General features: G+C 42.3%; 8 protein-coding genes. 3 read left to right on the top strand and 5 right to left on the bottom strand.

Translation table 11 applies throughout. From position 1 onward, the window contains the following. Positions 1-79 precede the first annotated feature (79 nt). Together ACQ2HE_RS14570 and ileS are read right to left on the bottom strand one after the other, a co-directional pair. On the bottom strand, positions 80-940 hold the full coding sequence (locus tag ACQ2HE_RS14570; protein WP_430900165.1) for a TraR/DksA family transcriptional regulator: 861 nt from the start codon (positions 938-940) through the stop codon (positions 80-82). A 3-nt stretch (positions 941-943) separates the two neighbouring features. Continuing rightward, entirely contained in the window at positions 944-4,348 is a 3,405-nt protein-coding gene (gene ileS / locus ACQ2HE_RS14565) for an isoleucine--tRNA ligase (RefSeq protein WP_430900167.1), read from the bottom strand. A gap of 124 nt (positions 4,349-4,472) precedes the next feature. Here ileS and ACQ2HE_RS14560 point away from each other — a divergent pair, with 124 nt between their 5' ends. Continuing rightward, positions 4,473-8,243 carry a gliding motility-associated C-terminal domain-containing protein gene (locus ACQ2HE_RS14560; protein ID WP_430900169.1) on the top strand — a complete coding sequence of 1,257 codons (3,771 nt, stop codon included), beginning with the start codon at positions 4,473-4,475 and terminating at the stop codon, positions 8,241-8,243. Positions 8,244-8,773: 530 nt separating this feature from the next. Here the strand turns inward: ACQ2HE_RS14560 and ACQ2HE_RS14555 are convergent. Next, positions 8,774-11,023 carry a TonB-dependent receptor family protein gene (locus ACQ2HE_RS14555; protein WP_430900171.1) on the bottom strand — a complete coding sequence of 750 codons (2,250 nt, stop codon included), beginning with the start codon at positions 11,021-11,023 and terminating at the stop codon, positions 8,774-8,776. Positions 11,024-11,155: 132 nt separating this feature from the next. Continuing rightward, complete coding sequence (locus ACQ2HE_RS14550) at positions 11,156-12,097, bottom strand: helix-turn-helix domain-containing protein (RefSeq protein WP_430900173.1); 942 nt, start codon at positions 12,095-12,097, stop codon at positions 11,156-11,158. Positions 12,098-12,099: 2 nt separating this feature from the next. Here ACQ2HE_RS14550 and ACQ2HE_RS14545 point away from each other — a divergent pair, with 2 nt between their 5' ends. Beyond that, positions 12,100-12,366: a hypothetical protein gene (locus ACQ2HE_RS14545; RefSeq protein ID WP_430902462.1), complete on the top strand. Its 267-nt coding sequence runs from the start codon at positions 12,100-12,102 to the stop codon at positions 12,364-12,366. A gap of 85 nt (positions 12,367-12,451) precedes the next feature. Here ACQ2HE_RS14545 and ACQ2HE_RS14540 read toward each other — a convergent pair whose 3' ends face one another. After that, entirely contained in the window at positions 12,452-13,423 is a 972-nt protein-coding gene (locus ACQ2HE_RS14540; RefSeq protein WP_430900175.1) for a M23 family metallopeptidase, read from the bottom strand. A gap of 164 nt (positions 13,424-13,587) precedes the next feature. Here ACQ2HE_RS14540 and alaS point away from each other — a divergent pair, with 164 nt between their 5' ends. Further along, positions 13,588-16,212, top strand: a complete 2,625-nt coding sequence (alaS, locus tag ACQ2HE_RS14535; RefSeq protein ID WP_430900177.1) for an alanine--tRNA ligase — start codon at positions 13,588-13,590, stop codon at positions 16,210-16,212. The last annotated feature ends 28 nt before the right edge of the window (positions 16,213-16,240 follow it).

The raw sequence follows: 16,240 nt of genomic DNA, 5'->3' as shown, positions 1-16,240 counted from the left end.
CCCAGTTGAAAGTAAGGGTGTTACATAAAAAAGCCGGGGCACAGTGTTTGTGCTCCGGCTGGTTATTTGACTTCTGGAACTATTTGTTCATCATTTGCTTTGCTTCAATGCTCAAAGTAGCATGAGGCACAGCTCTTAAACGTGCTTTGTCGATCAACTTTCCGGTAACGCGGCAGATACCGTAGGTTTTATTCTCGATGCGCATCAATGCTTTTTCGAGGTGATCGATGTAAGTGATTTGGCGACTGGCCATTTGAGCCAATTGTTCGCGCTCCATGCTCATACTTCCGTCTTCCATGGTCATGTAACGATTTTCAGTTTCGTCACCACCCATTTCATCTTTACGGGTAATCAAGCCTTGGAGGTAAGCCAATTCTTTCTTTGCTTGATCCAATTTCTTTTGGATCAATTCACGGAATTCTTGTAAATCACTATCACTGTATCTCATGGTGGGTCCGGTTTGCACGTTTTCAGGTTGATCTAATACGGATTTGGTAAAATTAGGCTCGTATTTTCTAGCACTTTTGGTGCTTAGTTCAGGAATCACCACATTCACCGGTTTAGAAGGCTCGGGCTTCTTTTTGCTAGGCGGTGGTGGTGGAACGGACACTAATTTTTGTTCCGGAGTTTTTTCCGGTGCTTTAGGTTCAGGTTTAACTTCTGCAGCCTTGGCAACGGGCTTTTTGGGCTCTGGCTTTTTCGGCTCAGGCTTCTTCACCTCTACTTTCTTAGGAGCGGGGGCTGCTTTTGCAATCGGTTTAGCAGGAGCTGCAGGCTTTGCTTTGGCTGGAGCTGCTTTCGCAGGTGCTGCCTTAACAGGTGCCGGTTTTGCTTTCGCCGCAGGCGCCGCTTTTTTCGGAGCTGCCTTCTTAGGGGCTGCTTTTTTTGCAGGTGCCGCACTCTTCGCCGGTTTAGCTGCTGCTTTTTTCTTGGTGGCCATATATTAGGCTTTTTTAGTAACGAATACTTTTAATGGAATCTCATTTACTTCAATTTCAGTGCCATCGGGTAATTCGGATACTATTTCCAGCGAATCTGCCAGAATTTCGGCGCAAATATAGGCATTAAATTGAGCTACGGATGATCGTAAATTTTCGTTGTCAGTAACTTTTACTAAGATCCTGTCTGTCAATTCAAAACCCGAATCTTTACGGATTTTCTGTATACGGTTCACCAATTCTCTGGCATTACCCTCTTGCTCTAATTCCGGGGTTACTGTAACGTCCAAAGCAACTGTCAGTCTGTCTTTGGTGGCTACCATCCAGCCCGGAATATCTTCGCTACTGATCTCTACCTCATGGATTTGTAATATTAAGGGTTCGTTATCAATTAACAATGAAACAGACCCCTCTTTTTCCAACCCCGAAATCTGCTCTTGTGTAAAACCTGTGAGTAATGAAGCAACTGCTTTCATCTTGGCCCCCAGTTTCTTACCCAAGGCAATATAATTAGGCTTGATCTTCTTTTTAATAAATCCTGTATCCTCCACCAAGTACTGAATCTCCTTCACATTTACTTCTGCTTTTACCAAATCTTCAATTTTCTCCAATTGCGACTTCATGGCAGGATCGAGCACCGGAATCAGCACTTTTTGAAGCGGTTGACGCACTTTAATGTTGACCTTCTTACGCAAACTCAATACCAAAGAAGAAGCATCTTGCGCCAATTGCATTCTTTCTTCCAAACTCTGATCAATTACCGCCTCATTTACTTTCGGATAATCGGCATGATGCACCGATTCTACCGTAAAGCGACCGGTAACGGCATTCAATTGACGGAATACCATATCACTGAAGAATGGAGCAATGGGTGCCATCAAACGAGTGATGGTTTCTACACATTCGTACAAAGTTTGATAAGCACAGATCTTATCGTGCTCATATTCTCCTTTCCAAAAACGACGACGGCACAAACGCACATACCAGTTACTCAAATGCTCGTCGAGGAAATCTTCGATAACACGTCCGGCCTGAGTAGGCTCGTAGTCATCCATAAAAGCTGTTGCCTTCTTGATCACCGTATTTAAAGAAGATAAGATCCAACGGTCAATTTCAGGGCGCTGTTCTAATGGAACATAGGCTTCTTTGAAAGCAAACTTGTCTACGTTCGCATAGAGTGAAAAGAACTGATACGTATTATAGAGCGTACCAAAGAACTTACGTTGTACTTCTTTGATTCCTTCGATGTCGAATTTCAAGTTATCCCAAGGAGAAGCATTGGTGATCAAATACCAACGAGTAGCATCTGCACCATAAGTTTCAATGGTTTTGAATGGATCCACCACATTGCCCAAACGCTTACTCATTTTATTGCCGTTCTTATCGAGTACCAATCCATTCGATACTACCGTTTTATAGGCTACATCCTCATATACCAAAGAGGCTATGGCATGTAAAGTATAGAACCAACCGCGTGTTTGGTCTACCCCTTCCGCAATGAAATCGGCAGGGAAATTCACACCAAAAGGAGCTTTGAATGGACGAGGATCGCCGGCTTTTACCTTCTCATAATCCAATCCCCACTGCGCATATGGCATGGCCCCACTGTCGAACCAAACGTCGATCAAATCGGGAACACGACGCATTGGTCTGCCTTTCTCATCTACCAAGATGATTTCGTCTACATATGGTTTGTGCAAATCCAAAATTCCTTCATGGAGGTAGTGTTTGTTTACATCACCACCCAAAACTTGATTGGCCTTTCTGATTTGCTCATTCAATTCTTCTATGGTTCCGATACAGAGTATAGACCCACCCTCTTTCTCATCTACGTATTTGTTGTTGGCATCTACCGTTTTCCAAATTGGAAGCGGCGTACCCCAGAAACGGCTTCTGCTCAAGTTCCAATCCACCATGTTCTCCAGCCAGTTTCCGAATCTTCCTTCTCCGGTAGACTTAGGTTTCCAGTTGATGGTTTTATTAAGCGTTACCATTTTATCTCTCAAGGCGGTGGTTCTAATAAACCACGCGTCGAGTGGATAATACAGAATGGGTTTATCGGTTCTCCAACAATGCGGATAATTGTGTTCGTATTTCTCTACTTTGAAAGCTCTGTTTTCTTTTTTGAGTTTTACAGAAATATCTACGTTCACATCTACATAAGCCTGTTCGTCTTTGTAGTTCTTCACGTATCTGCCGCTGAATTCACCCAAACCATTTACAAACTTTCCTTCACGGTCAACCAATGTAAGAATACCAATATTGAATTTCTTACCTACTTTGTAGTCATCGGCACCAAATGCAGGAGCTGTATGAACAATACCGGTACCGTCTTCTGTGGTAACGAAGTCGCCACCAATTACCTTAAATGGATCTGCACCGGGAGTGATGTTTTGAATCGCCTCTAAGCTATTGGCTTCAAAAGGAAGCAATTGCTCATAATAAGCGCCTTCGATCATTGATCCTTTGAACGCCGTTTTCACGGTCCAAGGAATAATTTTATCTCCACCCTTGTACTCTTCAAAAGAAGCATCTCTTCCTTCTTGTTTGAAATACTTACCTAATAAGGCTTCTGCCAATACCACGTGAACAGGTAAGTAAGTATAAGGATTGAAGGTTTTCACCAATACATAATCGATGTTTGGACCAACCGTTAAACCGAGGTTGGAGGGAAGGGTCCAAGGAGTAGTGGTCCAAGCCATAAAAAACAACTCCTCATCGCCTGCTGCCTCAAAAAGGAAATTGGTTTTTTCTCCTTTTACGGCTTTGAACATGGCCACTGCACTGGTATCCTTTACATCTTTGTAGGTTCCGGGCTGATTCAATTCGTGAGAACTTAATCCGGTACCTGCTGCAGGTGAATAGGGCTGAATGCTAACACTTTCGTACAACAAGCCTTTTTTATAGAGTTGTTGCAACAACCACCATAGGGTTTCAATGTAAGAATTTTCGAAAGTGATGTAGGGATCATCGAGGTCTACCCAATAACCCATTTTACGAGTGAGGTCATCCCACTTGTCTTTATAGCGAAGTACTGCCTCTCTACATTTTTGGTTGTATTCTTCTACAGTGATCTTTACTCCAATATCTTCTTTAGTGATCCCCAATTCTTTTTCTACACCCAGTTCAATTGGTAAACCGTGTGTATCCCAACCGCCTTTTCTGTTCACTTGAAAACCTTGCATGGTTTTATAGCGACAAACCATGTCCTTCAACGTACGGGAAATAACGTGGTGAATACCGGGCATACCGTTGGCACTTGGAGGTCCTTCGAAAAACACGAAGTGGGGGGCTCCTTCTCGTAAACTCACACTTTTTTCAAAAGCTTGGTGTTCCTGCCATTTAGCAAGAATTTCCTGCTCCATGGCAGGCAAATTGAGCTGCGAAAACTCACGATAACTTGAAGTCATATTGATGATCCTTTCCGGATTTTAATAAGGACCGCGAAGGTACTGAAAAAGCCTCGTAAAAGCCGCCACGGATGGGCATTTATTAGGAGGTGCGGGGCCAAAAATGTATCTTTAAGGCGCTGTTATGAGAATTTTCCGCCTTTTATCCATGATTTTGGCTTTATCAGGCGCCCCCTTCTTGGGTTTTGGAGCGGTCTTCACGGTCACCAACACCAATAATGCGGGCCCCGGATCACTTCGGGATGCGATCGAACAAGCAAATGCCAATGGCACTTTAACCACCGATTTTATCAATTTTAACCTCCCTTCCAATAGAGGTCCAGCCCAAATTACGGTTCCTTTTGCCCAACCCTTGCCCATTGTGAGTTCCAATATAGTAATCGACGGAACTTCAAACCCCGGAGCAGCCCTCGGCGTAACAGGCGCAAAAGTGATCATTGCATTCGAAGGACTTTATGGTGGAGGCGGCACCCTTACACTACTCGATCTTTCCGGAGCTTCCAATGTGAGCATTTTCGGAATCTATTTTAAAGCAGCAGTGCTCGACCGCGTCACCAATCTCCCCTACTCCCCCATTCAAGGACTGTACATTTCACAGTCTTCAAACATCGTTATAGGTGAAGCCTTTAAAGGAAATGTTTTCACCGGATTTACCCGCGCCGTTTTTAGCGAAATCAATGCACGATTTAGTTATTCTCAAAACGTGAAAGTGCAGGCCAACTTTTTTGGAATTGATACCGATGGAAAGAGCATTCAATCTACCGGACGCGTGGCAGTTCCAACTGCAAATGGATTGGGTGTGATCCTTGATCAAACCCAAGGTGTAGTAGTGGGGGGACCAAACCGCGAAGACAAAAACTATTTCAACTCCAACATTACCGATATTCAAGTAAGCGGTGAATTCGTATCGGGTATAGATGGAGGCGTTACTATCGACAATAACTACTTCGGTGTCGACTATTTTGATCAATACCTCGACATTGCAACCGGCACCGCAATAAACATCAGCAAAGTGAATTCATGGAGAAGAGGATTCCCGCCGGTGAAAATCACGAATAATTATATCGGAGGTCGGCAACGTGCATTTGGAATTGTCCTCAATTCCCTTCTCACCAAGTTCTTCATACAAAACAATCAAATAGGATTCGATGATAATGGAGTGGCTCCAAGAAACAGCAATTATGGAACGGCCATTCTCTTGTACGATTGTAAAACGGGATTGATTGGTGATCCTACCGATTTGAAACTGGGCAATTCAATCCGTCATTGGAATGAAGGAGCCATAACAAGCAATTCCTGCGGCGATATTGCGATTCAACACAACAGCACTTTTTGTAATTCGAAGCGCGCCATCAAAATCCTCAATTGGAATGTTCTCAACAATGGCTTGAAACAACCTTTTGTTACCATCAACCAATTGAATGTATTGTTTGGAATTGTATCAGGCACTTCACTACCCAATGCAACCATAGAATTGTTTTACGATGATGAGTGCCCCGGCTGCGAAGGCAAAACTTATTTTGCAACGGTTCAAGCAAACGCGCTGGGACAATGGCGTTACAATGGACCCCTTGCCAGAGAAAATGTAATTGCAACAGCTACTTCAACAGGCATCAGCACATCAGAATATTCTATGCCGGAAGTGAACGGAGCCGGAGTGGTGATAAACCCTATTCGTTGTTTGGGTGATCTAGGAAGCATCTGTGGGTTGAACATCATCAGCGGCACCCGTTGGCGCTGGGAAGATCAATCAGGTGCAATTGTGGGAACAGATACTTGCTTGAAAAATGTTGGTCCGGGCGATTATTATTTGAAGCTCTCGATAGGAAATGAAACTTGCGAAGAGTCTTTCAAATTCACCATTGCCGACCAAACACTTTCCATTGACTCAACCACCAATGGCGTTCGATTAACGCATACCCGTTGTGCGAAACCTACGGGTCGCATTACCGGTATGGTTCCCAAAAATGCTACACAAATTATCTGGGAAAATACGGCAGGCCAGGTAGTGGGTTCCGGTTCAGATTTAAACAATGTTGCAGCAGGTTCTTATAGAATGAGAATCAGCAATGGATTTTGTGAAGTTCGCTCCGATTACTACACTTTGTACGATGTGAGTCCGAAATTGGATACCTCCAAAATTGTGATCAATCCGGCGAGTTGTGATTTGAACAACGGAAGTATTCGAAACATTACAGCAACCGGAATGGACTTCTCTCAGATCAATTGGTTGGATGCAAACCGGGTTATAGTGGCCAATAGTTTCAATTTAAACAACCGTGCACCCGGCAGCTACAAACTAATTGTGTACGACCCTCAGTTGGGTTGCGCCGATTCTACTTTCACTTACACCATTACAAGCATTCCGAGCCCATTACTGATCACCACCAACGCAACCATTAAGAACAGTACATGCTCCAACTCCAATGGTTCTATTACAGGTGTGACCACTCAAAATACAATTGCGCCGGTCTATTACAGATGGGTAGATGCGAACAACCAAACGGTGGGCAATACCCTCGACCTTGTGAATGTAAAAGCAGGACGCTATTTCTTGAAAATGAAAGACGCGGGAAATTGCGATACGGTAGTTTCATTGGCATTCAATATTGCAGACCAAGGAAGTATTCAGTTAGACACGAGTGCTGTAAAGGTAAATCCAACCGGTTGTACTGTTATAAATGGAAGCATAACAGGCATTCAAATAACGGGGGCAGATAGCTATGTTTGGAAAGATCAAGCAGGCGTCGTGGTAGGCAATGCACTAGAGCTTGCAAACAAAGCAATTGGAACCTATACACTAACAGCCAGCAACAGTTTTGGATGCAGCATTCAAACAAACGCTTACAGCATCAAACAAAGCCTTCCCATTCCGGTTGCTGTTGCACAGCATGATTTCAAAAATGCAAGCTGCGGAAACAACAATGGAAGTATTGATGTAACACAACTTAGCGCTTCAAACAATCTCTTTAAGTTTAGTTGGTTAAGAGACAGTCTTACGAATATTGGTTCAACCCTATCGATTGCTAATCTCAGTCCTGCCAATTACTTTTTGATTGCGACGGATACAAACGGCTGTGTGCAATCCATTTTCAAGAAAACAATTGTTAATGCGCCGATGGCAATTGTAGATGAATCAAAAATCAAGATTGTAGACGACACTTGTAGCTTGGGAAAAGGGGCTATTACCGGTTTGGCTGCTTCCATTGATCAAGGAAGTCTTAGTTTCAATTGGTTCCAAGGAACAAACGCTGTGGGAAGTACTACCAATATTTCCAATCTATCACCCGGTGTTTATTTTGCAGTTATAACAGACAATAATGGCTGCAAATATCAAACCTCTAATTATACTGTGCTGGCTGCAACAAGAACCATTGCGGCTCCTGTGTATACTACCATAACCGTAGCTAGAAACAGCAAAGCAACCATCAGTGTGGTAAACTTTCAACAGAATGCCGTTTACGAATTACTGGATGCGAATAACAATGTATTGCAAAAAAACAATACGGGGATCTTCACTATCAACAGTGTGCCGGAGAACATCACTTATAAAGTAAGAGTAACTGTAGGAACCTGCGATCCCGGCAATGGTTCTGCTACAATTAAAGTGGAAGACATTACGGCGCTAACAATACCTAATGCATTCAGTCCGAATGGTGATGGCATCAACGATAAGTTTGTGATTACTCTTGTTGGTTATTTTCGTCACCAAGGATTGAAAATCTTCAATCGCTATGGTCAATTGGTATTTGAATCTAGAGATATTACTTTGTCATGGGACGGTAATATTGGAGGAAAACCTGCTCCAATTGGAACCTACTATTGGGTGATTGAAGGCTATGATGTTCGTAATCAATTCTTAAGAAAATCGGGGGCCGTTACCCTCATTCGTTAACATTTTTTTAAAGGGTGTTAAGCTATTCCCATCTCCCCCATAGTTTTCCACATTACACTGCTTTGGCATAGTTTCTGAAACTATATCTGCCGTAAAACAATGAGAGATGAAGTGTTGATTAGGTAGGTTTTACGATAGGAAAACACGTATTATTTTTCGCAACAAATCCTTCGTGTTTTTACTTCTGAAATGAAGAAGCCGGGAATTAATTTAGTTAGGACTTAAAATAAGATTCAATCCAAATATCAACGAATTCCATGAAAACGATCCTATATATCATTCATGAAAAGCCTTTTCTACGGTTTAGGGTTTAGGGGTTAATAGGGGAGTAATCTTGCTCCCCTTCCTTTAAAACGTAGAGTAAAGTTTGCTCCCGTTTTTAGTCAATAGGCCTATTGAAAAACCAAACAGTTATAAAATCCAGTACCATGTGAAACCACAGTTGAAGGTTAAGTTTGCGAAAAACAATCGTAGGCCGATTCTTAAAAAGAATCGGCCTAACTTTTTGTAACTATCAACCAATCTATAACCTAAAGTTTTGCTGTGATGCTTAAGAAAACATTTCGTCCATCGGAAGGAAGTAAACCCGGACCCGGATACCCACCGGCTCTTCTGGTAAAATAACGAGCATCGGTAGCATTGTTCACTCCTGCTTTCAGATTCAAACTATTATTCCATTTGATTACTGCGGTGATATCAACCACTGTATAGGAAGGAATGTATCCGGCTTGTCCATTTGCTGTTGGCGTAACGGTATTGTTCGCATCGGCAAAAGATCCTGAAACATGGCTCCATTGAGTAGTAAGCGAAAACTTGGTGTATTGAAGTGTAACACCTGCTCTTACGATATGCTGAGGAGCATTTTCTACAAATTTGTCTTTCAAGTTGGTTTCCACCAATTGGTTCGCGCTGTTTTTGGTAACTACTTTGAAATTACCGTAACGCGCTTCTGTGAATCCATAAGATACAAATAAACTCGCGTCAAACTTTCTTGCTTTAGCAGAAAAGGTTTTGAATGGATTCCATTCTACCAAGCTCTCAATACCTTTACTCACACTGTTTCCAACATTGGTTCTGTAGTTGTAGAACGTTCCATCTGTTCTTTGTTGTGTGATCGAACCAACTCTATTGTTGTATTGCAAGTAATAAGCACTTACATCAAAGAAGATAGCATCATGCCACTTACCACGGTATCCTAAATCAATATTGTAGCCACTGGCATCTTTCATATTCGGATCCACTACATCGGTAGTTGGTGCTGCAGTTAAATCTGCAAACTGAATGGGTCGATAGCTTTGAGTGATGTTTCCATAGATTTCGCTAAAACTGTTCACATGATACTCTGCTCCAATTCCGGCCAAGAAAAAGCTTCTTCCTTTTTCTAAATTCTGCAAGTAAACAGGATCTCCCGCACTTGTGTAGGAAGTAATACCTGAAGCTTTGGCCCAAAGATATTCGTATCGAATACCGGGGATGATCAATAGATTTTTTACTGGTGAAAAAGACTGCTCAACAAACAGGGCCGCGTTCTTGCTCAGAAAATCCAAATCTCTGGGCCATTTGCCATCAACGCGTGTGAGGTCATAGTTTGTACCTGTTGTTCCAACCCCGTCTCTAAAACGATCTGTTTTTCCTTCGTATGCGCGCAAACCGGCACTAAAGGCAGCTTGGCGACCAAACAAAGTATACAAATTCAAATACCTCGCTTCTAATCCTAGGTTTCTATATTGATCAATGTCTACGGTTCTGCTGTTGTACTGTTTTGTTGATGCAACTATGGTATCCATGATGGTGATCGCACGAACAAAGCCTACACTGTTGCGATCTCCGGCCACACCAAATAGTTTCACATTCAGCTTCTGCTTATCAGTAATTTGATAGTTGGCAATCAATGCAGCTGTATTCCATTTAATATCTATCCAGTTTCTTGAACGAAAACTTTGACGCGCATTTGCAGTGAATTGCGCATCAGTTAATCCACCGGGCTGCTGACTGCGAATATGACTCTGCATGAACTCTGCTGTCAATGAAAACTTAGAGGTGAATTTATAAGTAACTGTTCCAAATCCGGCATTGGTATAATAAGCACTGTTCTCTCTCCAACCATTAGCATTGCGATGATCGAAGAAAGCGTAGTAATGTACTTTCCCTTGCTGACCGCCAATGGCATTGTATGAATTGATCAGCCCGAAAGAACCCACAGTTTGCTGTGTTTCAAATTCAAATGGTTTTTTGATCTCACTTCCATTTCTTAGAATATAGTTCACCATGCCACCGAATTGGGGACCGTATTGGAGCGCTCCCTGTCCGCGAATGATTTCTACGCGTTGCACAGCCTGTAATTGCGGATTGTAGTATGCTTCCGGATACCCAAAAGGATCGGCTGCAATATCATAACCGTTCTGACGCACATTGAACTCCCAACTTCTATTCGGACTTAAACCACGGGCACTGATTCCAATTTGAATACCGCTACCATCACTCTCCCATACATGTATACCCGGAACTTTTGCAATGATTTGACGCATGGTATTGGTAGCTACATTACCTTTTACATTATCCATCACCACCAAGCTCGATTTCTTACCTGCATAAATTGAAGTACCTACAATTTCGGGCATTTGGTGAATATCACTGGTACTGTTTCTGCCCACTACAGTTACCTCGGGCATCACTGTATTAAATCGATCTACTGTATCTTTTTTAATAGGATCTTTTTGTTGAGCCGTTACATACAATGCAGTGGACATCACACTCAACAACACTAAAACTCGTTTCATGAAATTAATTTTGATTAAGCTACGCAAAGGTGAATCAGAACGATTTCACTTCGCTTACGCAATCGGAAACGAGGTTTACGCTATCAGGAAAATGAATCTGACAGTAGCATGACAAAACTGTTTTTCCACTGATTAATGTAACAGTAACTCACAGGGCTTCAAGCCTGTATGCTTTTTAAAAGCAGTAGAGAAGTGAGAAATAGAAGAATAGCCCAACATCATAGACACTTCTGTTACGCTTAATCCTTTTTCATAAAGGAGGTAACGAGCATGCTCCATGCGCTGACTTTGATAGAAGTCGAAAATTGTAGTACCAAACAATTCTTTGAAACCTTTCTTCAAGTAACATTCATTGATGGCTACTTTTCTGCTCAATTCTTTGATAGTGAGAGGCTCACCAATATGTTGCAAAAGGATTTCTCTCGCTTTAATGATCTTTTCGCGATCAGCTTCATTCGCTAAAAACTTACACTGAAACTGTTCTACATCTTTATCGCCCAGCATACATTCCATGCTGTACAATAATAACATTTGCGTTTGCGCATTGATGAAGATGTTTTCCAAAGTATCGGTATAGGTATGATTCAGTAAAGACTCTAATACCATTCTTGTTCTACCGCAAATAGACAAAACCTTTGTAAACTCAGACGCATAATTGAAGCTAAGCAAGTCGTCAACCAACTGACTCTTCAATTTACCCGGCTTTACAAATTGCGATAAATGAACAGGATAGAAACGGAAGCTAACAATATCCAAACTATCTACTCGCTCTGCACAAGATCTGGAAGCATTGAATTTACACATATCGCACTCCACTTCTTTTTGGCGACAGTATACATTCCCCGATACACAGAAACGGAGTTCGAGGTATTGTTGTTTGGGTTCGTCTTTTTTGTAGTGGTACACAATCATGCCGGTATCATCAACATTCCATTGCGGTTGTTTGCGGTATCTTTTTATTTGATACTGCACCGATCCGGGGATATGTTGTTCTTTCTCTTGCAACAACTGCAGATCTTCCTGCATTACAGGCTGTTGATTCGAAAGCGACCATATTTCGTGAAACTGTTGCATAATTGAACTGTAAAATTACAGTTCCAAGGCTAAACTTCCTACAAGTAACGTTTTGGTTAGCTTTTGAAATAGGGAATTTTAACAGAAGTGTGACAGAAGGAAGGGAGGAGAGAAGTAGCGAGGATGCGAGGAAGCGAGGAAACGAGGATAAGTGGAAGCGAGGAAATACAGAGAAAGAACAGGTGCAGGGGGAGGGAGAAAAGACGAGGGGAAGAAGACTTTGCGAATTCTTTGTGGTCGTTGCGTCCATTGCGGTAAAACTAAGATAAACACGCACCACAATCATCATTCAATTCCGGCAAAACCCAATACCGGAGGGCCTTTCATTATTAATTATTAATTCTTCATTATTAATTAATCAAAGCTTTGGTTCGCGGAAGCGGCCATTTTCAGCAAGCGGTTGAATTGCTCGGGAGATAGATCGTTGTAGAAGAAGTAAACGGGATCGAGGGGGCGGCCGTTTTTATGAACCTCATAATGGCAGTGCGGACCGGTTGATTTTCCGGTACTCCCAACCCAACCAATGATTTCGCCTCGTCGCACCACTTGGCCTCCTTTCACTTTTAGGCGATACATATGTCCGTAAAGGGTTTCATAGCCATATCCGTGGTTGAGTACTACGTGGTTGCCGTATCCATTTCCAATATTACCCGCTACTTTAACAACACCATTCGCAGTAGCGTAAATGGGAGTTCCTTGAGGAGCGGTAAAATCAAGCCCGGCATGGAATTTCACTGTTTTATACACCGGGTCAATGCGATATCCATAACCGGAAGCTACCCTTTTCAAATCGGCATTGCTTACAGGTTGAATAGCAGGGGTAGCGGCCAATAATTTTTCCTTATTCTTTAAAAATCCGGAGATTTCATTGAAGCTTTTGTCTTGGTAAGCCATTCGAAGTGCCAATCGATTGATAGTACCTGTCACAGAATTCTCTAACTGATTGGAAGTCAAACTCATAACTAAGTCGATTTCCTTTTGCTGCTCCATTTCCTTTAATCGCACACTATCGGGAATAGGGGTGGCTTCGAAAATGGTACGATACACTTCATTATCGCGCTTTTCCAATTCCATCATTTTCTGATTCAATTGGCGCGTTTTTTCGTCCAAAACCAAGAACTGCTGCTTCAGTTTATCGTTCTCGGTTCTGAGAATTTCTTCGTTGGCAGAAGGGAAATTGCGGAACAATAACCAGGCAATGATCAAACTGGTTACCAAAGAGGCTGAAATAAAACCTATAACACGCAAAAGGGTTACCCGAAGTGGGGTTTCCAGCTTTTCATACCGTAGCGTATTGGTGTTATAGAAATATTTGACTTTTTTCATACTTCAGTCTCGCTCTTCGGGGCATTTCCGACTTAACTAGTTGAACTTTATTTACCTTTGCACACCGCTTCAGGTTCTACAAAGATAGCCACTTGAGGCGGCAATAGAGCACAAAGATTGTTCCGAAAACACAGATACTCTGTAATTTATAAAAACTTGGTCAGATGACGCATATGACTGCTGCTGAGATAAGACAGGCATTTTTAGATTTTTTTCGTTCGAAAGGGCATGAAATTGTTCCTTCTGCACCCATCGTGCTCAAGAACGACCCTACCCTCCTTTTCACCAATGCAGGGATGAATCAATTCAAAGATTATTTCCTCGGTAACAAAACAGCCCCTTGGAAAAGAGTGGCCGATACTCAAAAATGCTTGCGCGTTAGCGGAAAGCACAACGACTTAGAAGAAGTGGGGGTAGATACCTATCACCATACGATGTTTGAAATGTTGGGTAACTGGAGCTTCGGCGACTACTTCAAAAAAGAAGCCATTGAATGGAGCTGGGAATTACTCACTGAAGTTTATAAAATTCCAAAAGATCGATTATATGCTACCGTTTTCGAAGGCGATGCCAGTGAAAACATTCCGGCCTCTACCATCGCTTTGGCAAAATGGAAAGAGTTGATTGCAGAAGACCACATTGTATTCGGTAATAAAAAAGATAATTTCTGGGAAATGGGGGAAACAGGACCTTGTGGGCCTTGTACTGAAATTCACGTGGATTGTCGTCCGGATAGTGAAAGAGCATTGATACCCGGTCGTGATTTAGTAAACAAAGACCATCCCCAAGTAATTGAAATTTGGAACAACGTATTCATTCAATTCAATCGTAAGAAAGACAGATCATTGGAACCCTTGCCTGCTACTCACGTAGATACTGGTATGGGATTGGAGCGTTTGGTGCGTGTTTTACAAGGCAAGAGTTCGAACTACGATACTGATATATTTAGTGGAACCATTTCAAAAGTGGCGGATATTACCGGAAAAAAATACGACGGCTCCGACACTAAAGAAGCAGTTGCTTTCAGAGTTTTGGCAGACCATATTCGTGCCATCGCTTTCACAATTGCCGACGGTCAACTCCCTTCGAATACTGGTGCAGGTTATGTGATCCGCAGAATTCTGAGAAGAGCCGTACGTTATTATTATACTTACCTCGATTATCAACAACCTTTGTTGCATCAACTCATGCCGGGTTTGGCGAAGCAATTCGAATATGTGTTTCCCGAATTGCAACAACAAATCGACTTTGTAACGAAAGTAGTTCATAAAGAAGAAGAAGATTTCTTAAGAACGATTGACAAAGGATTGAAGCGTATTGATACATTGATCAAAGACAATCAAGGTTCTGTAATTCCCGGTAAAGAAGTGTTTGAATTGTATGATACCTATGGATTCCCGGTTGACTTAACCACCCTAATTGCGAGTGAGCAAGGGTTGAAAGTTGATGAAGAAGCTTTCAAAGCGGAGATGCAAAAGCAAAAAGACAGAGCGAAAGCGGCTTCCAAAGTAGATGCAGAAGATTGGGTTGTTTTAAGCGAGAATGGACCGGTAAAGTTCGTTGGCTATACTGAATTAGAATCAACCACTGAAGTACTTCGCTACCGCAAAGTGAAAGCGAAAGGGAAAGAAGGATATCAAGTTGTTTTGAAAGAAACACCGTTCTATGCAGAAAGCGGTGGTCAAGTTGGCGATAGAGGTTGGATCGATTTTGATGGCAATACAGTAGAGGTAATTGACACCAAGAAAGAAAATGATTTGATCATTCAATTCACCGAACAATTACCCGATGAGATTCCTACAACCGTAAAAGCAACTGTTAACTCAGATCTGAGAGCAAAAACTACTGTGCACCACTCAGTAACCCATTTGCTCCACGCAGCACTACGAAATATACTAGGCACCCATGTGGCACAAAAAGGTTCATTGGTGAATGAGCATTATTTAAGATTCGACTTCTCTCATATTGCAAAAGTTACCGATGAAGAGATTGCGCAAATAGAAGCCATTGTAAACAATAAGATTCGTGAAAATGTTCCGGTGGTAATCAAAGAGCTTCCCAAAGAAGAAGCGCTGAAATTAGGCGCTATGGCCTTGTTTGGAGAGAAGTACGGCGATGTGGTTCGAGTAGTGATCATGGATCCGAATTATTCTGTTGAACTCTGCGGTGGAACCCATGTAGGGCGCACCGGTGAATTAGGATTCTTTAAAATCACTTCAGAAGCGGCCGTTGCAGCCGGTGTTCGTCGTGTAGAAGCGGTAAGCGGAAAAGCAGCTGCCGATTTCGTTCAAGACGAACTCAAGCAACTTAAAACAATCAAGGAACAATTCAAGAATCCAAAAGACTTGGTAAAAGCTATTGAGGCAGTTCAGCAAGAAAGTGCAGATCTAAAGAAAAAACTGGAACATCTTGAAAACCGCATGTTGGTGGGAATCAGAAATGAGTTGTTGAAAAAAGACGAGATCATCAATGGCATCACCTTTATTGGAGATATTGTAGAAGTAAGCAGTGCCGATGCATTGAAGAAACTTTGCTTCGATATGAAAAACAACTTGAATGACTATGTGATTGTATTGGCTGCAAACATTGGAGGCAAACCCGCTGTAGCTATCGGAATTGCCGACACCGTTGTAGCAGCGAAACAATTCGATGCAGGCAAATGGATCAAAGAATTGGTAGCACCCATTGTAAAAGGTGGTGGCGGTGGCCAGAAGAATTTGGCAACTGCAGGCGGACAAGACGCCAGCAATCTGCCAAAACTGATTGAGCTTATAAAACAACAGTTATAAAGAAAAAGGCCGCAACTAAAAATTGCGG

The sequence above is a fragment of the Endoryza foliicola genome, from assembly GCF_050589245.1.
In the GTDB taxonomy this organism is placed as follows: Bacteria; Bacteroidota; Bacteroidia; order Chitinophagales; family Chitinophagaceae; genus Endoryza; species Endoryza foliicola.
The sequence above is the reverse complement of the archived record's forward strand: the minus strand, read 5'-3'. Positions and strand labels throughout refer to the sequence as shown.

Bases quoted from the DNA above. Each gene is read 5' to 3' on its own strand.
- ACQ2HE_RS14555 (WP_430900171.1), bottom strand. From the start codon at position 11,023: ATGAAACGAGTTTTAGTGTTGTTGAGTGTGATGTCCACTGCATTGTAT.
- ileS (WP_430900167.1), bottom strand. From the start codon at position 4,348: ATGACTTCAAGTTATCGTGAGTTTTCGCAGCTCAATTTGCCTGCCATG.
- ACQ2HE_RS14550 (WP_430900173.1), bottom strand. From the start codon at position 12,097: ATGCAACAGTTTCACGAAATATGGTCGCTTTCGAATCAACAGCCTGTA.
- ACQ2HE_RS14570 (WP_430900165.1), bottom strand. From the start codon at position 940: ATGGCCACCAAGAAAAAAGCAGCAGCTAAACCGGCGAAGAGTGCGGCA.
- ACQ2HE_RS14540 (WP_430900175.1), bottom strand. From the start codon at position 13,423: ATGAAAAAAGTCAAATATTTCTATAACACCAATACGCTACGGTATGAA.
- ACQ2HE_RS14560 (WP_430900169.1), top strand. From the start codon at position 4,473: ATGAGAATTTTCCGCCTTTTATCCATGATTTTGGCTTTATCAGGCGCC.
- alaS (WP_430900177.1), top strand. From the start codon at position 13,588: ATGACGCATATGACTGCTGCTGAGATAAGACAGGCATTTTTAGATTTT.